Origin of the sequence: Winogradskya consettensis (assembly GCF_018332715.1) — a bacterium.
GTDB classification, from domain to species: domain Bacteria; phylum Actinomycetota; class Actinomycetes; order Mycobacteriales; family Micromonosporaceae; genus Actinoplanes; species Actinoplanes consettensis.
The window spans coordinates 180,164-203,889 of record NZ_BOQP01000027.1 but is presented as its reverse complement, the minus strand read 5'-3'; the positions used below and the strand labels follow the sequence as shown (position 1 = coordinate 203,889).

General features: G+C 68.7%; 17 protein-coding genes and 1 pseudogene. 7 read left to right on the top strand and 11 right to left on the bottom strand.

Annotated elements, in window-relative coordinates:
• Positions 1-22 precede the first annotated feature (22 nt).
• Both Aco04nite_RS24825 and Aco04nite_RS24820 read left to right on the top strand, forming a co-directional pair.
• Positions 23-1,414 carry a sugar porter family MFS transporter gene (locus Aco04nite_RS24825; RefSeq protein ID WP_212999653.1) on the top strand — a complete coding sequence of 464 codons (1,392 nt, stop codon included), beginning with the start codon at positions 23-25 and terminating at the stop codon, positions 1,412-1,414.
• A gap of 155 nt (positions 1,415-1,569) precedes the next feature.
• Positions 1,570-2,307, top strand: a pseudogene (locus Aco04nite_RS24820) (GH12 family glycosyl hydrolase domain-containing protein); the annotation flags it as partial.
• Between the two features lie 47 nt (positions 2,308-2,354).
• Here Aco04nite_RS24820 and Aco04nite_RS24815 read toward each other — a convergent pair.
• A complete protein-coding gene (locus Aco04nite_RS24815; protein ID WP_212999751.1) occupies positions 2,355-2,903 on the bottom strand; it encodes a DM13 domain-containing protein in 549 nt (182 codons plus the stop codon).
• A 307-nt stretch (positions 2,904-3,210) separates the two neighbouring features.
• Between Aco04nite_RS24815 and Aco04nite_RS24810 the strand changes: the two genes are divergently transcribed.
• Complete coding sequence (locus Aco04nite_RS24810; protein WP_212999652.1) at positions 3,211-3,570, top strand: hypothetical protein; 360 nt, start codon at positions 3,211-3,213, stop codon at positions 3,568-3,570.
• Positions 3,571-3,690: 120 nt separating this feature from the next.
• Here Aco04nite_RS24810 and Aco04nite_RS24805 read toward each other — a convergent pair whose 3' ends face one another.
• A complete protein-coding gene (locus Aco04nite_RS24805; protein ID WP_212999651.1) occupies positions 3,691-6,105 on the bottom strand; it encodes a non-reducing end alpha-L-arabinofuranosidase family hydrolase in 2,415 nt (804 codons plus the stop codon).
• A 436-nt stretch (positions 6,106-6,541) separates the two neighbouring features.
• Positions 6,542-8,542 carry an alpha/beta fold hydrolase gene (locus Aco04nite_RS24800; protein ID WP_212999650.1) on the bottom strand — a complete coding sequence of 667 codons (2,001 nt, stop codon included), beginning with the start codon at positions 8,540-8,542 and terminating at the stop codon, positions 6,542-6,544.
• 86 nt (positions 8,543-8,628) lie between these two features.
• Here Aco04nite_RS24800 and Aco04nite_RS24795 point away from each other — a divergent pair, with 86 nt between their 5' ends.
• From Aco04nite_RS24795 to Aco04nite_RS24785, 3 genes are all read left to right on the top strand, one after another.
• Positions 8,629-9,789: a sensor histidine kinase gene (locus Aco04nite_RS24795; RefSeq protein ID WP_212999649.1), complete on the top strand. Its 1,161-nt coding sequence runs from the start codon at positions 8,629-8,631 to the stop codon at positions 9,787-9,789.
• Positions 9,786-10,442, top strand: coding sequence for a response regulator (locus Aco04nite_RS24790; RefSeq protein ID WP_212999648.1), 657 nt, complete (start codon positions 9,786-9,788; stop codon positions 10,440-10,442). The genes Aco04nite_RS24795 and Aco04nite_RS24790 overlap by 4 nt, the downstream gene beginning before the upstream one ends.
• 160 nt (positions 10,443-10,602) lie before the next feature.
• On the top strand, positions 10,603-12,255 hold the full coding sequence (locus Aco04nite_RS24785) for an ATP-binding protein (RefSeq protein ID WP_212999647.1): 1,653 nt from the start codon (positions 10,603-10,605) through the stop codon (positions 12,253-12,255).
• Here the strand turns inward: Aco04nite_RS24785 and Aco04nite_RS24780 are convergent.
• The 6 genes from Aco04nite_RS24780 to arfA all read right to left on the bottom strand — a co-directional run bounded on the left by Aco04nite_RS24780 (position 12,244) and on the right by arfA (position 20,026).
• Positions 12,244-13,158 carry a glycoside hydrolase family 43 protein gene (locus tag Aco04nite_RS24780; RefSeq protein WP_212999646.1) on the bottom strand — a complete coding sequence of 305 codons (915 nt, stop codon included), beginning with the start codon at positions 13,156-13,158 and terminating at the stop codon, positions 12,244-12,246. The two genes, Aco04nite_RS24785 and Aco04nite_RS24780, sit on opposite strands and share 12 nt — an antisense overlap.
• 89 nt (positions 13,159-13,247) lie before the next feature.
• The gene (locus Aco04nite_RS24775; RefSeq protein WP_212999645.1) at positions 13,248-15,362 is read right to left on the bottom strand and encodes a glycoside hydrolase family 43 protein; all 2,115 of its coding nucleotides are present in this window, start codon (positions 15,360-15,362) and stop codon (positions 13,248-13,250) included.
• A gap of 3 nt (positions 15,363-15,365) precedes the next feature.
• Positions 15,366-16,226, bottom strand: a complete 861-nt coding sequence (locus Aco04nite_RS24770) for a carbohydrate ABC transporter permease (RefSeq protein ID WP_244876265.1) — start codon at positions 16,224-16,226, stop codon at positions 15,366-15,368.
• A complete protein-coding gene (locus Aco04nite_RS24765) occupies positions 16,223-17,167 on the bottom strand; it encodes a carbohydrate ABC transporter permease (RefSeq protein ID WP_212999644.1) in 945 nt (314 codons plus the stop codon). Before Aco04nite_RS24765 ends, Aco04nite_RS24770 begins: the two co-directional genes overlap by 4 nt.
• Positions 17,168-17,169: 2 nt before the next feature.
• Positions 17,170-18,495 (bottom strand): ABC transporter substrate-binding protein, encoded by a 1,326-nt coding sequence (locus Aco04nite_RS24760; protein ID WP_212999643.1) that lies wholly within the window; start codon positions 18,493-18,495, stop codon positions 17,170-17,172.
• Positions 18,496-18,517: 22 nt separating this feature from the next.
• On the bottom strand, positions 18,518-20,026 hold the full coding sequence (gene arfA / locus Aco04nite_RS24755; RefSeq protein ID WP_212999642.1) for an arabinosylfuranosidase ArfA: 1,509 nt from the start codon (positions 20,024-20,026) through the stop codon (positions 18,518-18,520).
• A 181-nt stretch (positions 20,027-20,207) separates the two neighbouring features.
• Between arfA and Aco04nite_RS24750 the strand changes: the two genes are divergently transcribed.
• Positions 20,208-21,188: a LacI family DNA-binding transcriptional regulator gene (locus Aco04nite_RS24750; protein ID WP_244876264.1), complete on the top strand. Its 981-nt coding sequence runs from the start codon at positions 20,208-20,210 to the stop codon at positions 21,186-21,188.
• Between the two features lie 27 nt (positions 21,189-21,215).
• On the opposite strand, the gene Aco04nite_RS24745 is transcribed toward Aco04nite_RS24750, so the two are convergent.
• Complete coding sequence (locus Aco04nite_RS24745; RefSeq protein WP_212999640.1) at positions 21,216-21,998, bottom strand: alpha/beta fold hydrolase; 783 nt, start codon at positions 21,996-21,998, stop codon at positions 21,216-21,218.
• A gap of 111 nt (positions 21,999-22,109) precedes the next feature.
• The gene (locus Aco04nite_RS24740) at positions 22,110-23,723 is read right to left on the bottom strand and encodes a cellulase family glycosylhydrolase (protein ID WP_212999639.1); all 1,614 of its coding nucleotides are present in this window, start codon (positions 23,721-23,723) and stop codon (positions 22,110-22,112) included.
• Between the last annotated feature and the right edge of the window lie 3 nt (positions 23,724-23,726).

Genomic DNA, 23,726 nt, shown 5'->3' with positions numbered 1-23,726 from the left:
GAAACACAGCGCGGGAGGTCTCATGAGCCAGGCTGGACAGGACGACCGTCTCACCGGATCGATCATCGTGGTCGCCCTGGTCTCCGCCGTGTCGGGGCTGCTCTACGGGTACGACACCGGGATCATCTCCGGTGCCCTGCTGCAGATCGGTGACGACTTCGACATCGGTCACCTGTGGGAACAGGTGATCACGGCGTCGATCCTCGTGGGCGCCGTCATCGGTGCGCTCACCTGCAGCCGGCTGGCGGAACGCCGGGGCCGGCACGGGACGCTGCTGCTCATCGGCATCGTCTTCGTCGTCGGGACGATCGCCGCCGCGTGCTCGCCGGACCCCGTCACCCTGTCACTGAGCCGTCTCGTGCTGGGGTTCGCCGTCGGCGGCGCCACCCAGACCGCTCCCGTCTACGTCGCCGAGCTCGCACCGACCGCGCACCGCGGGCGGCTGGTGCTCTTCTTCCAGATCGCGATCGGTGTCGGCATCGTCATCGCGACCGTCGTGGGCGCGTCCGAGGCCGTCGACTGGCGGGTCGCGATCGGCCTGGCCGCGGTGCCTGCGGCCATCATGTTCGCCCTGATGCTGCGACTGCCCGAGAGCCCCCGGTGGCTGGCCAGGGAGGGGCACGCCGACCGCGCGCGCGACGCGCTGTCCCGGGTGCGGCACTCCGGCAGCGACCTCACCGCGGAGCTGGAGGAGATCCAGGACAACGTCCGGGAGGAGAAGCAGGCGAGCACCCGCGGATGGGCCGGGCTGAAGGCGGCGTGGGTGCGCCCGGCACTCGTCGTCGGGTGCGGGCTGGCGGTGTTCACCCAGCTCTCCGGCATCGAGATGATCGTGTACTACTCGCCCACCATCCTCACCGACAACGGCTTCTCCGACACGGCCGCGCTGCGCGTCTCCGTGGCGCTCGGCCTGACCTATCTGATCGCGCAGCTCATCGGTCTGGCGATCATCGATCGGGTCGGCCGGCGTCGCCTGACCCTCGTGACCCTGCCGCTGGCGGCGCTGGCACTCGTGGTCCTCGGGTCGTTCTTCGTCACCGGCAACGACGGAAAGTCGATGGTCCCGTGGATCGTCGCGACGCTCGTCGCCTTCATGGCGTTCACCGCCGGCGGGATCCAGCTCATGGGCTGGCTGACCGGCTCCGAGATCTACCCACTCGCCACCCGGGCGGCGGGCGCCGCCGCGCAGTCCGCGTCGTTGTGGGGAACCAACGTGCTGATCACCCTCTCGCTGCTCAGCATCATGCGCGCGATCGGCACCGGTCAGACGTTCTGGCTCTACGCGCTGTTCAACGTGATCGCCTTCGTCTTCCTCTACCGCAGGATGCCGGAGCTGACGGGGCGCAGCCTGGAGGAGATCGAGAGCCACCTGGAGGACCGGAAGTTCAAGCCGGCGGATTTCGCCTCCCGCTGAGCCGAAACCGGCGCGGGCCCTTACCCAGAATGCCTACACATAGTCGCACCTCGATTGGTTAATCCTATCGGCGTAAAATTCAGGCAGCGCGTCTTCAGTCGTCAACGAAAGGGGTGCAGAGTGATGGGAGCGTTCCCAAATCCCCAGGAGACTCCATGAAGAAACTGTTCCTCGCCTGCGTCCTCGCCGCCGGTGCCCTCAGCGTCGTCACCCCCACGGGCGCCGCCCAGGCGGACACCCGCATCTGCGATCAGTACGGCAGCACGACCATCGGTGGCCGCTACGTCGTGATGAACAACCGCTGGGGCACCACCGCCGAGCAGTGCATCAACGTCACCGGCAGCGGTTTCAGCATCGCCAGCCAGCGGGGCACCGGGAACACGAGCGGCGCACCCGTGTCGTACCCGGCCGTCTACTACGGCTGCCACTACACCAACTGCTCGCCCGGGTCGGTCCTGCCGCGCCAGGTGAGCGCGATCAGAAGCGCCACCAGCAGCATCAACTACACGTACGTCTCCGGAGCCACCTATGACGCCGCGTACGACATCTGGCTGGACCCGACACCGCGGACCAACGGCGTCAACCAGCAGGAGATCATGATCTGGTTCAACCGCCAGGGCAGCATCCAGCCGATCGGCTCGGTCGTCGGCACGACCACCATCGGCGGCCGGAGCTGGCAGGTCTGGCAGGGCAGCAACGGATCCAACGCGGTCATCTCCTATGTGGCACCGTCGGCCATCACGAGCTGGAGCTTCTCCGTCCTGGACTTCATCAACGACGTACGCAACCGCGGCGCCATCACGAATTCGTGGTACCTGACCAGCATTCAGGCTGGCTTCGAGCCCTGGGTCGGCGGAACCGGCCTGGCGGTGTCGTCGTTCTCGGCCTCGGTCACCGCCTGACGGTGCGCCGTGCCCTGCTGCAGAGCCGCGGCTTTGCCCTACCGCAGAGCCGCGGCGCCGAAGGAGACCGAGAAGCGTTTGCACCAGATCGACACGCTGCGCAGACCGGCCAGGTCGGTGCCCGCGGGGATGTCGTACACCTGATTGCCGCTGTTGCCCTTCAGCTCGGCGATCTCCACGCTGCGGCCGTCGTCGAAGATCTGCCACCCCGCGCGGCCCGTGAGCACCTCCCGGTCGGTCAGCCAGACCCGTAGATCGGGTCCGTCGGACGTCTCGAGATCGCGCAGTACGAGCTGGTGCCGGCCGTCGGCGAGGCGGACCAGCTGGGCGGTGCCGCGGGTGTCATGTTCGTGCGACACGAAGTTCCCCGCGGCGAGGACCCGAGGGCCTGCCGGGGCAGACGCCGACTGCGTAACGGCGGCCGGCCCGGACTGCGTAACGGCGGCCGGCTCGGACTGGTCGATCGACCGTGCGGACACCGCCGGCAGGGAATCCTGTACTTCGTGGTCGGTGACCAGCCGCCACGGCTGGAACCAGTACAGACCGGCGGCGGCGACAAGGACGACTGCGGTCAGCGCGACCAGCATGGAACGACGGCGGGATCTCACCGTTCCCACGCTACGGAGCCGCGGCAGCCAGGCGTGCCCGCGCGGTATTTCGATTCTCTTACGGCGTCCTCGGCGATGGTCTTGCCGCCGGGATCCGCAGCCCGGCACTCGAAGGTGCGTCCGCGACCGCCGCGTCACGGCGCCGGACAGCGTCACGGGGTGGGCAGCGCCGCGGGGTGGGCAGCCGAGCAGCCCGATCACGGCCCGCGACCACCCGGTTTCCGGCTCGGACAAAACCGGTTCAGTAGAAAGGTGTGGGATTCGCGGAAGAGGAGAACATAGATGCATGGCAATTGATAACGAGGATCTGATCGGCTGTCCGGCCCGCATCACGCTCGACGCGGCACAACTGGCGTTCTTCGGTGAACTCCCGGCGGACGCGCCGAGCGTGCAGGCCGAGCTCGGCTGCGAACTCGAGCAAGGTCACGAGGGATCGCACGCCGCCCTCGGGCAGCAGGTCGACACGACCATGTGGTGGGTGCAATGGACCTTGAGCGCGTCCGAGATCAATCCGTACACCTGGTGTCCGGCCAAACAGGAGCGTGTCGAGCTGGACCGCGACAACACGGAATGCACCCTCTTTGCCGGGCACTCCGGCAGGCATTCATCCACCAACCGCCCGTGGCAGAGTGAAAACGCGGCCTGAACCGGTTCAGACATGCGCCTTGCGCACCGGGGCCATGGCTTCGAAGCCGTCGGCGCGGGCCGCCGCACCAGCCGAACTCAGGCTGGCGACAACGGCCCGCGCCGTCAGTGCAGGGTGCCGTCAGCGTTGCAGGGTGAGCAGGCCCGGCCGCCACGGCAGGCTGTTGTAGTCACCGCCGGCGCTGGGGTCCTTGCCCTGATACAGCAGCTGCAGGTTGCAGGGATCGACGGTCTTGGTCTGATCGGGATTGGTCCGGACCAGGTCACCGTGGCTGATGTCGTTGGTCCAGGTCGCACCGCTGTTGGCCTTACCCGCGAACGGATTGCTCTCCGTGGCGGCCTGCGGGGTCCATGTGCCGGCCAGGCTGGAGGACGTGAACGACCGGAAGTAGCGGCCCTGGCTCCCGATCGCCTCGACGATCATCAAATACTGGTTCTGACCCTGAACCCTGTAGACCTCGACCGCCTCGAACAGATTGTTCGTCGAGTCACTCATGATCGTCGTGTACGACGAACCGAAGCTACCCGGGAAGTTCCCGATCGGCATACTCGCCCGATAGATCTTCCCGTTGTCCCCGGCAAAGAACAGATACATGTTCGTGTCGTCACCGATCAGCGTCTGATCGATCACCCCGGTACTGGAACCAGTGATACTCCCGGTGAACAGCGTCTGCGCAGAAGACCAGCCGTTGGGGTTGGTCGGGTCGGTGGACGTCTTGTAGCTGAACGCGGTCGGGCCCCACTGATAGGCCAGCACCCAGATGCTTCTCGGCGCGAAGTAGAACAGCGTCGGCGCCACCGTGCCCTGGCTCATCCCGTTCTGACTCGCCGAGGCCATATCGGACCAGTTGGAGAACAGGCCGAAGTTCATCGAGCCGTACGAGCCACCGGAGACGTTCGACGCGTACACCAGATGCTTGCCGTTGTAGACCACGTTGGTGAAGTCCTTCAACGAGGTCCAGCCGTTCTTCGGACTGGTCAGTGAGCCGGTCGAGCTCCAGCGGTACGTCGACGGGAGAGCGCAGGTGGCGGGTGGAGACGTCGGCGGGGATGTCGGCGAGGTACCGCCGCCGGTGGAGGCGAGCTGGAATTGCTGATTGGCCTGCCCGCTGCAGTCGTACAACTGGACCTGCTGACCGTTGCCGGTCCCCCAGACGTCCAGGCAACGCCCGGACTGCACGCCGGTGATGGTGCCGTTGGTGTTGACGTTCCACTGCTGGTTCGCCTGACCGTTGCAGCTGTAGATCTGAATCGCCGCGGAGTTGCCGGAGCCGGCGGCGTCCAGGCACATGCTGCCGTAGACGGTCAGCTGCTTCCCGGCGGTGTAGGTCCACTGCTGGTTGGACTGGCCGTTGCAGTCGTACAGAGTCACCCGTGTGCCGTTGTCGTGGGAGGCGTTCGGCACGTCGACGCACCGGCCCGACTGCGTTCCCCTGATCTCACCGGCACCCGTCGCCGGCGATGACGGGGTGGGTGACGACGGGGTGGGTGACGATGGGGCCGGTGTCGAGCCGGAGGGCGTGGGGATGGCGGCATTGAGCGCGTTGAGGACCGACGAGTAGGCGGCCTTCTTGTTGCCCGAGCCGTCGAAGAGCAAGGGGCTCTCCCCCGAGCGCCACGAGTCGCTGTCGCGCACTCCCCACACGGTGATGCCCAGGCAGTGGGCGACGTTCATGCACGCCTGGGTCAGGCCGGCGTACTGGGAGGTGGCGGAGTTGGTGACGTCGACCTCGGTCAGTGCCACGTCCACACCGGCGTTGGCGAAGTTGGTCAGCGTGGTCTGGAAGTTGGCGGGCAGCGAACTCCCCCCGGTGAAGTGGGTCTGCAGCCCCACGCAGTCGATGGGTACGCCCCGCGCCTTGAAATCCTTCACCATGTTGAGGACGGCAACAGTCTTGGCGTACGTCGCGTTCTCGATGTTGTAGTCGTTGTAGCAGAGCTTGACCGACGGGTCGGCGGCCCGCGCCGTGCGGAACGCCACCTCGATCCAGTCGTTACCGGTGTTCTGCAGGTTGGAGGTGCGCCGGCTGCCGTCCTCGTTGAACGCCTCGTTGACGACGTCCCACGCGGCGAGTTTGCCCTTGTAGTGAGCCATCACCCCGTTGATGTGATCGATCATCGCCTGTCGCAGACCGCTGCCGCTGAGGCCCTGCCACCAGCTCGGCTGCTGCGCGTGCCAGGCAAGGGTGTGGCCGCGCACCCTCATGCCGCGCTGGGTCGCCCAGTTGTAGATCTGATCGCCCGCGGTGAAGCTGAACTGGCCGCGCTGGGGCTCCGTCGCGTCCGGCTTCATCTCGTTCTCGGCCGTGATCATGTTGAACTCACGCCCGGCGATCGTGGTGTACGCCGAGTCGCCCAGCCTGCCCGCAGCGATAGCGGTGCCGAAGTAGCGCCCCGATTGAGTCGCCGCGGCTCCCAGCGTGGTCGCCGCCGCGTCCGCGGGCGGGATGAGAACCGCCGTGCCCGCCGCCACCAGCAGACCTGTCGCGGCGGCCAGCATCAACCGGTACCGGTTCGATCTCTTCCATTGCGTCATGGACACTCCCTCTTGACCTCACACACGGCGGCCCGCAGCTTGGATTCGGCTGCCCTCTCGAGGCGCGGCCCAGTCGCCGGCGTCGGCCGCGCGAGCATGCAGACCTCGCAATAGCGAGCCGATCACATCCGGAATGCCGCGACACGAACCCGCAACCTACCGAAACCTTTCGGTAACTTTCGGCGAACGCTACCGGGAGGCACATGGTTGGTCAATGTCTTGGATTGCCTCATCGCCCGATCTAACTATGGCGTTCTAGCAGCGGAAATGGCTCGCAGGCGCCTGGCAGGGCATCGTCCAACGCCAATGTTTTAGGTTTTTCAGATAGGTACACATTGCGATTGAAAAAAGTGTTACGCCCGCAACTATCGCGACGTCGTGAAAGTTTCAAGGGCACCGTGCCACCCAGCAGGCACAGCGGCACCGGCCCGTACCGTCAGATGCCGGCCGGGACCTGATCGCCCGAAGCCGGTGCCGCCTGCCGGTCGCGGGGACGAAGCCGCAGCTCGAGGATCACCAGGGCGAGGTTCGCCGCAGCTGTCGCGCCGGCGATCGCGGTCAGCGGAGCGGTGAGTGCCGCGCCGGCGGCGTAGCCGAGCAGGGCCCCCGCGACGGCCGCACCGAGGGCGACAGTCAGGGCGGTGCGGCGGGGGCGGTCGTGCCGGATCCAGGCCGCCCAGGTGCCGAGGCCGACAGCGGCGCTCACGGCGGGAACCACCACGGCGGCGCCGGCGATGTACGCATTCAGGTCCAGGGTCCAAACGAGCAGGACGGCGAGTAACCAGCCGCCGAGACCGAGCGGGAGCGCGGTGAGGATCCGGAACCACATCCCGGCCCGGGGACGGAATCCGCCGCGGCGTGCCCCGCGGACCAGCACCGCCAGCAGTGCCAGGGCGAGCACCGATCCGCCGGCGGTGACAGCGGCCAGGATGGCGGCGATGGCCGGCATGGACAGCGGTCCGGGGTCGAAGTCGACCGGGCGGGTCCCGAACGCCGAGTCGTCGACCGTGCCGCTGTCGTAGAACGTGTTCAGCAGGTGCCGGCTGGCGTCGGCGTCGTCCCAGAAGTCGGCGCTGTGACCCCGTTCCGGCAGGAGGACCTGGTGGCCCTTCGGCAGCAGCGGCAGCAGGTCAGCGGTCGCCGTCTCCGCCGGGGTGGAGAAGTCGAGAGTGCCGCTGATCAGGAGGGTCTCGACGTCACTCGGCCGCGGCGTCCGGTATTCCGCGTTGTCCGGGCTGTCCGGCCAGACCGTGGCATAGCCGGACGGCCCGCCCCAGAGGAAGTTCGTGCCGTCGCTGCGCAGGACTGAGCCGGGATCACCGCCGGCCCGGTAGAAGCTCTCCGCCGCGGGCGCGTCGATCATGGCGAACGACGCGAACTCACCCCAGACAATCGAGCTGGGTAGTTGCAGCTCGCCGAGCACCGACATGGCCCACAGTGCGCCCGGCCCGCTGAGGTAGGCGTCGATCACGGTGGGGGCGTTCAGCGGTGCGGAGCTGCGGCCGTTGTGGTGCATGCCGAACATGCTGGCGGCGCGCACGGAGCCCGCATGGATGGCGAACGGGCCCCAGCGCCCCGGCATGTCGGCGGTGACGTCGCGCATGGATGCCGCGAGGTCGTCCGTACGCGCGGAGCACCCGCTGTCGGCGGCGCACAACCGGCCGTACCGGGAGATCTGCTCATCGGTGAGCACCGGATCCCAGACCATGTGGCCCGGCGGGTTCACACCGACCATCGCCGAGCGCAGCAGTGACGTGGGATGACGCCAGGAGTAGACCATCGCGGTACGGGTCCCGGCGCTGGTGCTGAACAGGTTGATCCGCTGGTAGCCCAGAGCCGTGCGGGCGGCTTCGAGGTCGTCGACACGCTGGGCGACGGAGTACCCGGTCAGGTCGACGCCGTCACCCGTCAGCCGCCGGGCGCAGGCGGTGAAGCCCAGGGTGGCGGCCCGCTGGGATTTCGCACCGGTGAGGTCGCCCGCGGTCTGCCTGAGCCCGGTCACCTCGGGGCAGTCGAGGCGCCGTGAGCCGTCGACGCCCCGGTAGCCGACGAGGACCACATCCCGGTCCGCGGTGAGCCGGCTCGCCTGGGGGAAGGTCATGTTCGTGGAGCCCGGTCCGCCACCCAGCCGGAAGACGGGTTCGCGGGGTTGCGCCGCGGTGGCGGGAATCCGGATCACCGGCAACGCGATCAGGTCGGTTGCCGGGTCACGCCGGTTCTCCGGCACGACCAGGGTGCCGCATTCGGCCCGTACGGTGCCCGCTTCGGTTTGATAGTCGCATCTGCTCATTGTCAGATCACCGGACCGGGCACCATCCGGTACGGCCAGGGTGCTGTGCGGCCAGCCGGCCAGAGCAGCCAGCGTGATGATGATTCCCGCGGTGATCACCAGGGCGACTGCCCGGAGCAGAGCGCGACGGCGGCCGATGTCTTCCATGGCAGCAGAAGCTAGATCATCTCGCAGTCCGTAACCTCCCTCACGCGGGGGAGGCGGGCGGCAGGGGAACCCGTCATGCTCACCGGGTGAGTCCTTCCGACCGGGCACGCCGTTTCCTGGCCGGTCAGTCGCTGCTGGTGGCCGGTGCGTGTGTGGTCGTCGATGTGCTGGCCTTCGTCGTCCAGGGCCTTCCGCCCGTCACCTTCGCCTGGGTTGTGGCGCTGCTCGCTGTCATCGTCGCCGACGCGCTCCTGGCCACCCCGACCCGGTGGTCGGGGTGGGTCACCGCGGCCGCCGTGGCCGTCAACGCGGGCTGCGGCCTGCTGCTGGGCGGTCCACCGAGCCTGCGGCTCAACGAGGCCGGCGTCCTCGTCGCCTCGTACCGGGCCGGGGCATGGTTGCGGGGCATACCGGCTGTGGTCTCCCTGGCGGTGGTGATCGGCGGCATCGTGGCGGCGTTCCACGCCCGCGGATATCCGCTGGACTGGTACGTCGCCATCGCCGCCATCAAGACCGGCCTCGTGCCCTGGGTGGTGGGCCGCTACACGACAGCCCGGCGGGAATTCCTCGACGAGCTGCGACGGCAGGCCGAGCAGGAGGAACGGGACGCCCGCGACGCGGTGAGCCGGGCCATCGCCACCGACCGCGCCGGGATCGCGCGGGACCTGCACGACGTGGTCACCCATCACGTCAGTGCGATCAGCGTGCACGCCGGTGCCGCCCGGCTGCGACTGGCGAAGACGGACGCCGACCCGGCCGCGCTGCTGTCGCTGAGATCCGTGGAGGAGGCCAGCCGCTCCGCACTCGGGGATCTGCGCAACATGCTGGATGTGCTGCACGGCGTACGGTCCGTGGAACAGCTGGGTCTGGCCGACATCGACAACCTGCTGCACGGCTTCCGCGCCGCGTCCATCCCCGTCCGGCTGCACATCACGGGCGAGCCGTTCGTGCTGCCGCCGGCCGTCGATATCGCGCTCTACCGCGTCGTCCAGGAGATGCTGACCAACGCTCTGCGGCACGGCGACGGCGGCGTCATCACCGTCACCGTCCGCTACGAGGCCGCCGCGGTCGAGGTCGCGACGCTCAACCCGTACCGAGCGTCGGGACCGGTGGGCGACGGTGGCCGCGGGCTGGCCGGCATCCGCAACCGGGTCCACGCGCTCGGGGGCCGGCTGCACGCCGGTCCGAGCGCGCAGGGGCGTACCTGGAGCACCTCGGTCTCCTTCCACCTGCCGGAGCTGACATGACGATCTCGGTCCTGATCGCCGACGACCACGAGGGGTTCCGCTCCGGGTTCCGGGCGATTCTCGACACCCAGGACGACATCGTCTGCGTGGCGGAGGCCGGCGACGGCGAGCAGGCTGTCGCGCAGGTCCAGCGGCTGCGACCGGACGTGGCGGTCCTCGACATCCGCATGCCGCGCCGGGACGGCCTGGGCGCGGCCAGAGCCATCCTGGCGCTGCCCGGCAACCGCACGCAGGTCGTCGTCCTGACAACCCATGACACCGACGAGTACGTCCACCAGGCCGTCCACGCCGGCGCCCGGGGCTTCCTGCTCAAGTCGATGCCGCCGGAGGAACTCATCGCCGCCGTCCGCATCGCCGCCCGCGGCGACGTCCTGATCGATCCGTCGATCGTGCGCCGCCACCTCACCCGGTTCGCCGACGCCCTGGACCCGGTCACCCTGCCCGCGGAGCTGGACCAACTGACCGGGCGTGAACGTCAGGTGCTGCAGTCGCTGTCACGGGCACACAGCAACGCCGAGATAGCCCGCCAGCTCCACATCGGCGAGCAGACGGTGAAGACCCACGTCTCGAACATCCTGCGCAAGCTGCAGCTACGTGACCGGACACACGCGGTCGCCTATGCCCACCTGACCGGATTCGCCGAACGACCCTGACCTGTGCTTGCGCAGGGCGATACGCCCGGAAACAGCCGCGCCCCGGATGCGCTGGGCCCGCCGGACGTGCCTTCAGCAGCGCGGGCCCTGACCGGCGGGTTCGCCCGGACGTCGTCGTTTTCCTCAGCTTCGGCGCCGGCCGGTCGATCAGAAGTTCGCGATGGCTGACAACATTCCTCAGCTGCGTGATCGGGGCCGGGTCGACGATCCTGCCCGGTTGCGGGCACTGCGGGCGACGGGACTGCTCGACGCCGGCTCGGTGACGTCGCTGGACCGGCTCACCCGGCTGGCGACCCGGCTGGTCAAGGCGCCGGTGGCCCTGGTGTCGCTGGTCGAGGCCGACCGGCAGGTGTTCGTCAGTGCGGTCGGGCTGGACGAGCCCTGGGCCTCGCGGGGACAGACACCGCTGTCGCACTCGTTCTGCCAGTACGTCGTCACCGATCAGGCCCCGCTGGTGATCACCGACGCCGAGGCCGACGGGCGGCTGTGCGGGAATCTGGCCATTCCGGACCTCAACGTGATCGCCTACGCGGGCTTTCCGCTGCGCTCGCCGGACGGGCACGTGCTGGGCTCGTTCTGCGCGATCGACGGCCGGCCCCGGCAGTGGACCGACGACGAGGTGGAGATCCTGGAGGATCTGGCGGCCAATGCCGAGTCGGAGATCGCCCTGCACGTGGCCCATGGCGAACTGCTGGTGTCGTCGGAGCGGATGCGCACGGTGCTGGAGACCGCCCAGGACGCGTTCGTGTCGATGGACCACGACGGCCGGGTGACTACCTGGAACGAGGCGGCGCAGCGGCTGTTCGGCTGGCCGGCTGCCGAGGCTGCCGGCCGGCCCGCCACCGAACTGATGATCCCGGAACGTCTCCACGACACGCATCGCGCCGGCCTGGACAAGGTCCGGCGGAGCGGCTTGTCCCGCCTGGCCGGCAGCCGGGTGGAACTGACCGCCGTCCACCGCGACGGCCACGAGTTCCCCGTCGAGATGACCATGCAGCTGTGCCACGAGCGCGGCCTTCCGGTCTTCCATGCCTTCCTGCACGACATCACCGACCGCCGGCGGCTGACCGAGCAGCGCGAACAACTGCTGGAGCAGGAACAGATACAGGTACGCAGGCTGCGCGAGCTGGATCGGATGAAGGACGACCTCGTCGCCGTGGTCAGCCACGAACTGCGCAATCCCATCGGGGTCATCCGCGGATACGCCGAACTGATCAGCGCCGATCCCGGGCTGAGCGAGCCGCTGCGCCAGGACCTCGTCGTCATCGAACGCACCAGCGACCGGCTGGCCGCCCTGGTCGACGACCTGCTCGACCTGGCCCGCCTCGACGCCGGCCACCGCTTGCTGAACCCCGGGCCGCTGGAACCAGGGCCGCTGATCCACGACGTCGTGCAGACCCATCGCACCGTCGCCGCCGCTCAGCGAGTGAGCCTGACCTGCGAGATCGGCCCCCTGCCGGTCATCCCCGGCGAGGCGCGCCGCCTGCATCAGGTCCTGGACAACCTGCTGTCCAACGCCGTCAAGTACACCCTGCCGGGCGGCGCCGTCACCGTCACCGCGAGCCATGAGGGCGACCGGATCGTCCTGACGATCGCCGACACCGGGATCGGCATCCCCGCCGAGCAGTACCCGCGGCTGTTCGACCGGTTCTTCCGGGCCAGCACCGCCACCGCACTCGGCATCAAAGGGACCGGTCTCGGACTGGCGGTGACCAAGGCCATCGTCGAGGCGCACGGCGGCACGATCACCGCCGGCCCCGGCCCGGACAGTGGCACCCGCTTCACCGTCACGCTGCCGACGTCATCCGATTGACGGGGCGGGCTGGGGGTCGGCGGTGGGGCCGTGGACGACCGGTTTGCCGTCGATCCAGTCGAGGCGGTCCAGCCACAGCTGGCGGCCGGGGGTGGCGCTGCCGATCGCCGCCGGTTGCCAGGCGTGGTAGAGCAGCCAGGTGGTGCCGTCGGGCAGGGTCACCGGGTAACAGTGGCCCGGGCCGGCCGCGCCCGGTGACGACGTGAGGATCGGGTTCTCCGGGGCGTCGTGACAGGGGCCGGTCGCGGAGTCGCAGGTGGCGTAGCCGACGGCGTACTTGTCGGAGTCGTAGGCGTTGGCCGAGTAGAACAGGTAGTACCTGCCGTCGTGCAGGACCATCTCGGGGGCCTCGATCACCGCGCCGTGCCACGGTTTGTCGTTGGTGAGCAGGATGGTCCGCTCGCCGACCAGCGACAGTCCGTCGGCGGACAGCTTCTGGACGTACAGGTGGGTGGGTTCGCCGATGCGGTTGCCGTCGTTCTTCCAGTAGAGGTAGAGCGTGCCGTCGGTGTCGCGGAACGGGTTCGCGTCGATCGAGCCGCCCTCGTCGTCCTGGCAGATCAATGGTTCGTCGGTGGGTACGAACGGGCCGTCGGGGGTGTCGGCGACGGCGGTGCCGACGCACTGGCGGTAGGCCTCGGTCCAGGACGCGGTGTAGTACATGACGTACTTGCCGGCGTCGGTGCGCAGAACCTCGGGGGCCCAGGTATCGCCGGTCTTCGCCCACTTGCCGACCTCGGGCAGGACGTCGCCCTTCTCGGTCCAGTGGACGAGGTCCGTCGAGGTGAGCAGGGGGATGTTCTCGATCGGGCTGTTGGTGCCGTACGCGTAGAAGGTGTTGTCGACCTGGAGCACGCCGGGGTCGGGGAAGTTCTTGGTGTAGACCGGATTGCTGTAAGTCACGGGTTCTCCCTGAGAAGGAGGAGTCGGCGGGGAGGAAGAGCAGGCGGCGGCCGTCACGAGGACGACCACCGCCGCCAGGAGCCTGCGGATCACGGTTGGTGGATCCGGACGTAGTCGAACCGGGCGGTGACCGCCGGGGTGGCGCCGCCGTGCGCGTCGAGGCCGATCTTCGGGGTGGTGCCGGCCGGGAAGGTCCAGGTGCCACCGAGCGTCCACGTACGCCCGTCGGTGCTGGACTCGGACCTGAAGTGGTGCTCGCCGGTCCGCGGGTCGAGCGTGTGAACCAGCCGCAGCCAGGTGGTGACCGCCGGGGTGCCGACGGTGACCCCGCCGTACGCGAGCTGCCCCGCGAACGGGAATTCGCGGCCGAACTCGATCTGCCGGGTGTTCCAGATCGCCACCGTGTCGAGGCGGGCGAAGTCGTCGTCCCCGGCGTAGGCCACGAGACCGGCCTGCTGGTAGTTGCGCACGTCGTCGACGCCCACGTCGAGCGTCACCTTGGTCTCGACCGTGTAGTCGCCGCGGGGTGCGGTACGGGTCAGCACGCCCGCGGTGTTGGCGGTGCCGCTGAGGTCGCCCGCCTCGACCGGCCAGTTCAGTGTGCCGCCGGCGACGGTGACCGCGTCGTTCTGGCGTACCCAGGTCCAGCCGGCTTTCAGCGCCGGGCCGGAGAAGTCGTCCGACCAGGTCACCTTGCCGAGCTTGGGCGCGGGGACGGCCCTGGTCACCGGACGGTAGAGCCGCTGGACGCTGAAGTTGTCGACGTCGCCGCGCCCGGTGAATCCGGCCGTCGTGCCGGGTGTGACCCTGAGGCTCACCGCGACGATCGGGCCGCTCTGGCGTGCCTCGGTGACCGCGGCGGTCAGCTGACTGCCGCGGATCGAGACGGCCAGGTTGTGCCAGGTGCCGAAGTCGAGACCGGCCGGCAGGGCCGCCGACGCACGCCGGGAACTGGAGGTGGCGATCAGCCGGCCCGCTTTGCGGTCGATCGTGACGGTGACCGGGCCCGCTGTCAGGCCGAGGGCCGAGTCGGCGGGAACACGAAGGTCAGCTTCGACGCGTACGTCACCCGCGCCCGACTGTCGCCGGACCGTTCCGCCGCCCGTCGCGTACCCGTCAACGGTCTTCCAACCGCGTGGCAGCCAGCCGGGCGCCGTGCTGAAGTTCTGCGACCCGGCCGTGACCGGCGCCGCCTGGGGTGTGTCGGACGCACCGGCGCCGGCCCGCACGGTCGGCCAGCCGTCGATCCAGTCGAGCCGGTCGATCAGCATCGGCCGCCGGTTGATCCCGTACGCGGCGTCGAGATACGGATTGTTCCGGTCGATCCCGTGGTAGACGAGGTAGTCCTGGCCGGACAGATCGGTGACCATGCCGTTGTGCCCGGTGCCGACCCACTTGTTGCCGTTCTGGGTGAGCACGGGGGTGCCACCGGTCCGGGAGGCGAGCATCGACACGCCGTTCGCGTCGGTGAACGGCCCGAGCGGTGACGCCGAGCGCCCGACCGAGACCGCGTAGCCGGTGGCCGGGCCGGAGCAGCAGTTCGACGACGACGCGAAGAGGTAGTAGTAGGCGTCGTGGCGTACCACGTAGGCGCCCTCGTACTTGTTGTCCAGCGCGACCTGCGTCGCCGACCCGGCCGGGTGCAGTCCGTCCGCGCTCAGCGGCACCACCGAGATGCCGCCGTAGTAGCTGCCGAAGTACAGGTACCGGGAGCCGTCGGCCGCGGTCAGCTCGGCGGGGTCGATGGTGTTGAGCCAGCCGCCGGAGCCGCCGGGGCGGGGCGCGACGACCGGTTCGCTCTGCTGGGTCCACGGGCCGGCCGGGGTCGGCGAGGTGGCCACACCGATCGCGAAGTCGTTGGTGTCGGTGGACGTCGTGGTGTCGGTGACGCCGTAGTACATGACGTACCGGCCGTCGAGGTATCGCACGTCCGGTGCCCAGTACGAAGCACCGGGTGCGACGTAGGGTGCGGCCGTCCCGGTCAGGGCGTCGCCGACGTACGTCCAGTCGGTCAGGTTGGTGGACCGGCCGATCGGGATGTGGTGCGCGGTGCCCTCGCCCGACTTGAGCGGGTCGGAGGTGCCGTAGGCGTACCAGTAACCGTCCTGGCCGTGGATCACGGTCGGGTCGGCGAACGTGTCGGCGAACCCGTGGCTCACCGGGTTGACCAGCATGGATGTCATCAACAGGAGGGCTCGGAGCATTCTTTACCCCTTCAGACCGCTGTGCGTGACGCTCTGGATGACGTGGCGCTGAGCGGCCACGAACAGGATGAGTACGGGAACGCTGGCGACAACCGCACCGGCCATGGCCAGCGGATAGTTCGTCGTGGCCGAGCTTTGCAGGGTGGACAGGCCCGCCGGAAGGGTCTGATGCTCGGCGCTGAAGAGCACGTAGACCGGCCACAGGAAGTCGTTCCAGTTGGTCAGGAACGACAGGACGGTGAGGGTGGCCAGCGCGGGCCGGGCCAGTGGCAGCACGATCCGGGTGAAGATCTGCCACTGGTTGGCGCCCTCGATGAGCGCCGCCTCCTCCAGGTCGACCGGCAGCGAGGAGAAGAACTGGCGCAGGAAGAACACCCCGAACGCGCCGCCCGCGGACGGGATGATCAGCGCCCACAGCGAGTCGAGCCAGCCCAGCTTGCTGACGATCAGGAAGTTCGGGATGAGGAAGACGAACGGCGGCACGAACAGCGTCGCGACCACGGTGCCGAACGCGAACTTCTGGCCACGGAACCGCAACCGGGCCAGCGCGTACGCGGCCAGCGCGTCAACCGTGACGACAAGTACCGAGTTCGCCACCGCGACGAGCAGGCTGTTGAGGAACCAGCGCAGCACCGGCGTCGCGGAGCTGGCGGTCAGCACCGTCTTGTACGCGTCGGTGGTGAACGGGCGCGGCAGCCACGACAACGGCAGCGCCGTGGCGTCCTCATTGGTCTTGAACGAGGTGGACACCATCCACAGCAGCGGCGCCACGAAGATCACCGTGAGCACGATCAGGGTCAGCCAGAAGAGCACCCTGCCGGGCGTCCACGGTTTGCGGCGGGTGGTGGTGGTCAGCGTGCTCACGAAGCCTCCCGGCGCCGGCTCAGACGCAGGTTGAGCGCGCTGATCCCGATCAGGATGATGGCGAGGATGTAGCTCATCGCGGCCGCCATGCCCTGGCGGTTGCTGCCCAGGCCGGTCGAGGCGATGTACATGATCGCGGTACGGGTCTCGTTGGCCGGCGCGCCCTTGGTGACCAGAAACGCCTGGCCGAACATGTTCGCCGAGGCGAGCAGCGTCACCGTGGTCACGAACGCCACCACCGGCCGCAGCCCGGGCAGCGTCACGTTGCGGAACTGGTCCCACCGCGACGCCCCGTCGACCTCGGCCGCCTCGTAGAGCTCGGGCGAGATCTCCTGCAGGCCGGCCAGGTAGATGATCGCGTTGAAGCCCAGCGTCCACCAGACGGTCATGGCGACCAGCGACACCCACGCCCACGGGACGTCGGTCGTCCACGGGATCGCGTGGCCGAGGTAGCTGTTGACCAGGCCGATGTTGGGGTCGAGGAGGAACCGGAAGAGCAGCCCGACCACGGACACGCCCAGCACGTACGGTGCGAAGAACACCGCCCGGAAGAACGAGCGCCCGCGGAACGCGCGGTTGAGCAGCAGCGCCACCCCGAGCGGGCAGACGATCAGGAACGGCACGCTGAGCACGGTGAAGATGCCGGTGGCGAGCATGCTGTGCCAGAAGTCGCCGCTGTCCCGGCTGCCCGGGGTGAACAGGTCGAGGTAGTTCTGCAGGCCGACCCAGGGCTGGCCGGGCAGCAGGTAGTTGTAGTCGTGCAGGCTGACCCAGAGCCCGAAGATCGCCGGGACCAGCACAAAACCGATGAACAACACCGCGAAGGGCGCCAGGAAGAGGTACGGCGTGAGCCGCCCGTGCCGGGGAATGGTCCTCGAGTTCCCCGGCACTCCGGCGTCGGATCGGCTCTCCGGGCGTACCGGAGGGGCCTGGACTGTCATGATCAGGCCCCGTACTTCTTCTTGTTGGACGCCAGGATCTTGTTGGCCTTGTCGGCGGCCGCGCCCAGCGCCGCAGCCGGCTCCGCCTTGAGCAGCACCGCGTTCTGGACGCCGGTGTAGAGCTCGGTCAGCGCGTCGCCGATGCCCGCCACCGACGGCGGGAAGTGGGTGAACTGCACGTCGGCCGCGAACGAGCTGAGGCCCGCGATCGCCTTGAAGTCGGCGCTCTGCGCCTGCGAGGTCTTGGCCGGCACCTTGGCGCTCTTCGCCCAGTCGGCCGAGTGCTGCGTGAACCAGTTGATGAAGAACCGGCTCGCGTTGGACTTGTCGGCGTCGGTGGTCGTCTTCTTGGGCAGCACGAACTGGTGGCTGTTGCCCCACACGCCGCCGGTCGAGCCGATGACGGGCAGCGGGGCGGTGCCGATCTCGAAGTTCTTCAGCGTGGTGGCCTCGTTGACCTGCCAGATGCCCTGCCAGTTGAAGACGTTCTTGCCGTTCTTGAGCGAGATGTAGTCGGCGTCCTGGCCCACGTTCTTCGGGCTGTAGCCGTTCTTGACCAGGTCGACCATCCAGGTCAGCGCCTGCACACCCGGGTCGGCGTTCCAGGTCGCGCTGGCGTTGTCGGAGCTGAACACATCGCCGCCGAACTGCCACAGCAGCGACTCGAACATGAAGCCGCCCGTGAACTGGAACGGCGAGACCCACGTACCCTGGATGCCCTTGCTCTTGAGCGTGTCCAGGGCGGTCATGTACTCGTCCTTGGTCGTCGGCGGCTTCTCCGGGTCGAGCCCGTTGGCCTCCATGACGGTCTTGTTGTAGAACAGGCCGAGGTTGTGCACGTCGATCGGGATGCCGTAACGCTTGCCCTGGTAGGTGCCGCCGTTCCAGACCGCCGGGGCGTAGTCCGAGTCCTTCAGCGACAGCGCGGAGGCCACGTCGTCGAGGGGCACGATGACGCCCTGTGCGACCTGGGTCGGCAGGTCGTCGATGTGCATGGCACCGACGTCGGGGCCGTTGCCGCTCTGCACGGCGGCCGGCAGCTTCTGGAAGAAGTCGGTCCACTGGAAGACGCTCATCTTCACCTGGACGTTCGGGTTGTCCTTGTTGAACTGGTCGACCATCTTCTGGGCGGTGGCGCCGTCACTGCCGGTCCAGCCGTTCCAGAACTGGATCGTGACCGCGGGGCCGCTGTAGCTGGCGCCGCCGTTGCCACCGACCGGGGCCGTGTTGGGCGGGGTGGAGGTGCCGCCACAGGCGGCCAGGGCGGCGGCCGCGCCGGCGCTACCGGTCAGCGCGAGGAATCGGCGGCGGCTCAGGTCAGAACTCATGGGGGTTGCTCCTTGTGTCAGATCACTCAGCGGTGGTGGAGAGCTCGAGAACGTTCCAGGAGGCGGGCGGGAGGGTGACGGTGAGCGTGCCGCCGTCGACGTGGCCGGTCAGCTCGCGGGGGACGACCCGGTCGGGGTGGGACTGGGTGTTGGTGGCGCGCAGGTCGTCGTCGGCCAGCACCTTGTGGGTGCGCAGCTGCGCTCCGGGCAGGGCCCGCAGGTCGACGGTGAGGGTCAGCGGGTTGGTGCTGTCGCGGTTGACGGCGAAGAGCGCGGCCTGGCCGGTCGCCGCGTCGTAGCTCGCGGCCGCGGCGATCGCGGGCACCGGGCCGTACGCCTTGGTGTCGATCAGCGGAGCGTCGGGCTCGACCCGCAGCGCCTCGCCGCGGGCCAGCTGCGCGGTGAGCGCGAACGGGTAGAAGATGGTCTGCCGCCACGACGGGCCGCCCGGTTCGGTGCGGATCGGGCCGATCACGTTGGCGAGCTGGGCCTGGCAGGCGATGCCGACCCGGTCGGCGTGGCCGAGCATCGAGATCAGGTAGCTGCCGACCACGACGGCGTCGAGCACGTTGTACTCGTCCTCGATCAGGCGCGGGGCCTGGCGCCAGTCGAGCGAGTCCTCGCCGCCGAAGCGGTCCTGGTTCCAGACATTCCACTCGTCGAACGACAGCCGCAGGCGTTTGCGGCTACGGGTGCGGGCCTGCACGGCGTCCGCGGTCGAGACCACCTCGTCGATGAACGCGTCCATGTCGACCGCTGAGCCGAGGAAGCTGGCGACGTCGCCGTCGCGCTCCTGGTAGTAGGCGTGCAGCGAGATGTAGTCGACCTGGTCGTAGCACTGCTCGAGGACCGTGGTCTCCCAGGAGCCGAACGTCGGCATGTGCCGGCCCGAGCTGCCACAGGCCACGAGCTCGATCTCGTTGTCGAGGCGGTGCATGGCCCGGCCGGTCTCGGCGGCGATCCGGCCGTACTCGTGGGCGGTGCGGTGGCCCATCTGCCAGGGGCCGTCCATCTCGTTGCCGAGACACCACAGCTTCACCGCGTACGGATCCGGATCCCCGTTGCTGATCCGGCGGTCCGACAGCTCGGTGCCACCCGGGTAGTTGCAGTATTCGAGCAGCTCGAGGGCCTCGGTGATGCCCCGGGTGCCGAGGTTGACCGCCATCATCGGCTCGGCGCCGAGCCGGCGGATCCACGCCATGTACTCCGCCAGGCCGAACTCGTTGGTCTCGATCGAGCGCCAGGCCAGGTCCAGCCGGGTGGGCCGGGACTCGCGGGGCCCGACGCCGTCCTCCCAGCGGTAGTTCGAGACGAAGTTGCCACCCGGGTAGCGCACGACGCTGACGCCCATCTCCCGGGCCAGGTCGAGCACATCGGTACGCAGGCCGAGCTCGTCGGCGTCGGGGTGACCGGGCTCGAAGACGCCGGTGTACACGCTGCGGCCCATGTGTTCCACGAACGATCCGAACAGGCGCCGATCGATCGTGCCCAGCCGGAAGGCAGGGTCGAGGGTGATCCGGGCGTCGGTCACGAGGCCTCCAAAGTTGTTCTTGGTGACCTGCTTTTTACAACGTTGTGTACAACGTTGTAAAGACCTGGAAACGAGATCGACTAGGCTGACCTCGGCAACTTTCATCGCAACAGGAGGGGGCAGCGCGGTGGGCGCCAGCATCAGGGACGTAGCGCAGCGCGCCGGGGTTTCCGTCAAGACGGTGTCCAACGTCGTGAACGGTTTCCCTTTTGTCTCCGATGCGACCCGGGCCAAGGTCCAGCTGGCCCTGACCGAATTGGATTACCGCCCCAATCTCGGCGCCCGGCTGTTGCGCGGCGGCCGCACGGGCACGGTCGCGCTCGCCGTCCCCGAGATCAGCTCGCCCTACTTCGCCGAGCTCGCCGCCCAGTTCGTCCAGCAGGCCAAGCAACACGGCTGGACGCTGCTGATCGACGAGACCCAGGGCGGCAAGGACGGCGAACGCCTCGTCCTCGACGGGATCAAATCGCACCTGGTCGACGGCCTGATCGTGAGCCCCCTCGCCCTGACCGCCCAGGAGCTCAGCGCCCGCCGCGACCGCACCCCCCTGGTCCTGCTCGGCGAGCGGCTCATCCACGCCCCGGTCGACCACGTGACCATCGACAACGTCGCCGGCGCCAAGGCCGCAACCGATCACCTGATCACGCTCGGCCGCACCCGCATCGCCGCGATCGGCAGCCAGCCCCACATCTCCGGCGGCACCGCGGCCCTACGCCTCCGCGGCTACAAGGCAGCACTGCGCGCGGCGAAAATGCCCTTCGACGGCGACCTGGTGATCCCAGCCAAGAGCTACCACCGCCCCGACGGGTACGCCGCCATGACGGCCCTGCTCGACCTGCCGCAGCCCCCCGACGCGGTCTTCTGCTTCAACGACCTGATGGCCATCGGCGCGCTACGGGCCCTGCACGAACGCGGCCACCGGGTCCCGGAGGACGTCGCGGTGATCGGCTTCGACGGCATCGAGGAGGGCGCCTTCTACCAGCCGTCCCTCAGCACGATCGCCGTCGACAAGACCCAGATCGCCCGGCTCGCCCTCGACTTCCTGAGCCAGCGGATCGACGGCGGCGCCTCAGCCGAACCGCAGGAGGCGTTCGCGCCCTTCGAGCTCCTCCCCCGCCAGAGCACCCTCCGGCGGATAGACCCGGACAGCCCAGGGCGATGACGCCTAAGACAGCACGCACCCGGGCGATCAGGCCCCGGTCAGGCGACGGAGGTCCGCAGGAAGGTCCGTACCAGCGACATGGGCCCGGATCGTCGCTGTGAACAGGCTGGGCGCCTCACTGCTCCAGGCATGACCGACCCCGGTCACGAGTCGCGCGTCGCCGTGCCCAAACCCCTCGGCGAGGATCGGCAACGACCGCAGAATCATCTCGTTCTCGTTGGCACCCGCGACGGCCAGCATGCGGCACGGTGACGATCCTGCCCCGGCAGGGACCTCGAACACCGTGACCTCGTCACCGACCCGGGCGAAGGTCCCGCGCGCCACCTGCCCGGCAGCGCTGCGGTAGCCGGCAAAGTCCTCAGCGGGCACCTTGAGCGCCTTCGCGTTCGCGCGCACCACGGGCCCGGACGAAGTAAACGGGCCGATGATCCGGCCGAGCAACCGCATCATCGCCGGATGAGGGAACGGCAGCACGTTCACACCGCTGACGACCACGCTGCGCACCACAGCCGGTTCGTTCGCCGCGAGCAGTGCGGCCACATAGCCACCGAGCGACAGGCCGACGACATGGGCACGCCCCGCCGCCGTCCGTGACCGTACGAGCTCTGTCACGACCTGCACGGTATCGGCCAGCGACACCCAGGCCCGGCCACTTCGCCCGTGCCCCGGCAGATCGGGCACCAGAACGTGGAAGTCCTCCGCGAGCACCGGTGCTATCCGATGCCACATCCAGCTGCTCGTCCCTAATACGTGCAGCAGAACCACGGCGTCGCAGTCATCCCGGCCGAACTCATCCACAGAGGAATTCACAGCACGATCATCCACCACACCGCCCCGGGTGGCACGGCGCGCGGCCCGGGGCGGCATGCTGCGTAAAGACCCCCGCATCCGAGGACACGGGGGCCGGTTCGCCGTGACGGATCAGCTGCAGGTGGTGCCGTTGAGTTTGAAGGCGGTGGGGGCGGCGGCGTTACCGGTGTGGGTGGCCTGGAAGCCGATGCTGGCCGAGCCTCCCGCCGGGATCGACGCGTTGTAGCTGGCGTTGGTCGCGGTCACCGTGCCGCTGGCCGGGGCATAGGTGGCGCTCCAGCCGGAGGTGATGCTCTGGCCGGTGGCCAGGGTGAAGGCCAGGGTCCAGCCGTTGATGGCGCTGGTGCCGGCGTTGGTGATGGTGATGCTGGTGGTCAGGCCGGTGTTCCACGCGTTGACCGTGCTGGTGACCCGGCAGGTGCTGGTGCCGGGACTGGTCGGCGGCGTGCTGGTCGGCGGGCTCGTGGGCGTGCTGGTCGGGGGGCTCGTCGGCGGCGAGGTGGGGGTGCTGGTCGGCGGGGTGGTGCCGACGCCGGTCATGATGGCGGTGATGATGCCCTGCTGGGTGACCGTGGCGGAGCTCCGGTCGAACAGGCCGAAGCCGTGCTGGCCGTTGTAGCCGTTGTCCCAGTAGGCCGTGGCGGCGCCGTACTTCTTGGCGGCGGCGACCAGGGTGCGCGCGAAGTCCGCGCGGTAGGTGTTGTTCGCCGAGTCGTACGCCGTCTTGTCGATCGAGCCGTACTCACCGACGAAGACCGGGTAGCCCCGCGTGACGAAGGTGTCGTAGGTCTTTTTCAACTGGGCGTCCAGATAGTCTTCCTGCCCCCAGGTCGATGTCTTCGCCGGGTTGGTGGCGTTCGGGCCCCACTGCGTGATGACGCCGTCCTCCTGCCCGGTGAAGTCCCACGGGTCGTAGTAGTGGACGGAGATCATGATCCGCTGCTCGGCGGCGGGGATGGTCGACGACCGGTACTGATCGGTCGGGAGCGCGAAGCCGTAATTGCCCACGGTGTAGTCGATGTTCGTGTTCCAGCCGGGGACCAGCAGCCAGCGGGAGGCGTTGGTGCCACCCGTCCGGCGTACGGTGTCGACGAAGCTCTGGTTGTAGGCGTTGATGTTCGAGTAGCACGGCTGGGTGGGGTTGCCGTACTGCCCGTCGAACTCCTCGTTCATGGACTCGAGGATCAGGTGCTCGTTGTAGCTCTGGAACTTCGTCGCGACCTGTTGCCAGACCTTCGCGTACTTGTCCTTGATCGTCGTCTGGTCGGACGCGTCGCAGATCAGCCAGGACCCGCCGACGCTCTTGTAGCCGTCGCCGTGCATGTTGACGACCACGTACAGGCCCTGGCTGTACGCGTAATCGACGACCGCGGCGATCCGGGTCAGCCACGCGGCGTTGACCGTGTAGTTCGGGCCGGCCCCGATGTTGCCCAGGTAGGACACCGGGATCCGGATCGTCTTGAAACCCGACGCCTTCACCCGGTTGATCAGGGCCTGGGTCACGACCGGATTCCCCCACGCCGTCTCGCTGGGGACCCCGTTGCTGTTGGCTTCCAGCGAGTTTCCCAGGTTCCAGCCGGCACCCATGTCGGCGACCAGCTGGGACGCGGTGAGTGCGGCTGCGGCCTCGGCCGGCACCGGTCTCGTCACGCCGTAGACGGTTCCGGCGAGGGTGAGGGCGGCGGCCAGGACCGCGAGCCCCGCCTTCTTTGTTCTCAGCATCATCGA

Excerpts from the sequence above, each read along its gene's own strand:
- Aco04nite_RS24815 (WP_212999751.1), bottom strand. The coding sequence starts at position 2,903 with ATGCTGGTCGCGCTGACCGCAGTCGTCCTTGTCGCCGCCGCCGGTCTG.
- Aco04nite_RS24790 (WP_212999648.1), top strand. The coding sequence starts at position 9,786 with ATGACGATCTCGGTCCTGATCGCCGACGACCACGAGGGGTTCCGCTCC.
- Aco04nite_RS24825 (WP_212999653.1), top strand. The coding sequence starts at position 23 with ATGAGCCAGGCTGGACAGGACGACCGTCTCACCGGATCGATCATCGTG.
- Aco04nite_RS24805 (WP_212999651.1), bottom strand. The coding sequence starts at position 6,105 with ATGACGCAATGGAAGAGATCGAACCGGTACCGGTTGATGCTGGCCGCC.
- Aco04nite_RS24810 (WP_212999652.1), top strand. The coding sequence starts at position 3,211 with ATGGCAATTGATAACGAGGATCTGATCGGCTGTCCGGCCCGCATCACG.
- Aco04nite_RS24760 (WP_212999643.1), bottom strand. The coding sequence starts at position 18,495 with ATGAGTTCTGACCTGAGCCGCCGCCGATTCCTCGCGCTGACCGGTAGC.
- Aco04nite_RS24765 (WP_212999644.1), bottom strand. The coding sequence starts at position 17,167 with ATGACAGTCCAGGCCCCTCCGGTACGCCCGGAGAGCCGATCCGACGCC.
- Aco04nite_RS24740 (WP_212999639.1), bottom strand. The coding sequence starts at position 23,723 with ATGATGCTGAGAACAAAGAAGGCGGGGCTCGCGGTCCTGGCCGCCGCC.
- Aco04nite_RS24800 (WP_212999650.1), bottom strand. The coding sequence starts at position 8,542 with ATGGAAGACATCGGCCGCCGTCGCGCTCTGCTCCGGGCAGTCGCCCTG.
- Aco04nite_RS24775 (WP_212999645.1), bottom strand. The coding sequence starts at position 15,362 with ATGCTCCGAGCCCTCCTGTTGATGACATCCATGCTGGTCAACCCGGTG.
- Aco04nite_RS24785 (WP_212999647.1), top strand. The coding sequence starts at position 10,603 with ATGGCTGACAACATTCCTCAGCTGCGTGATCGGGGCCGGGTCGACGAT.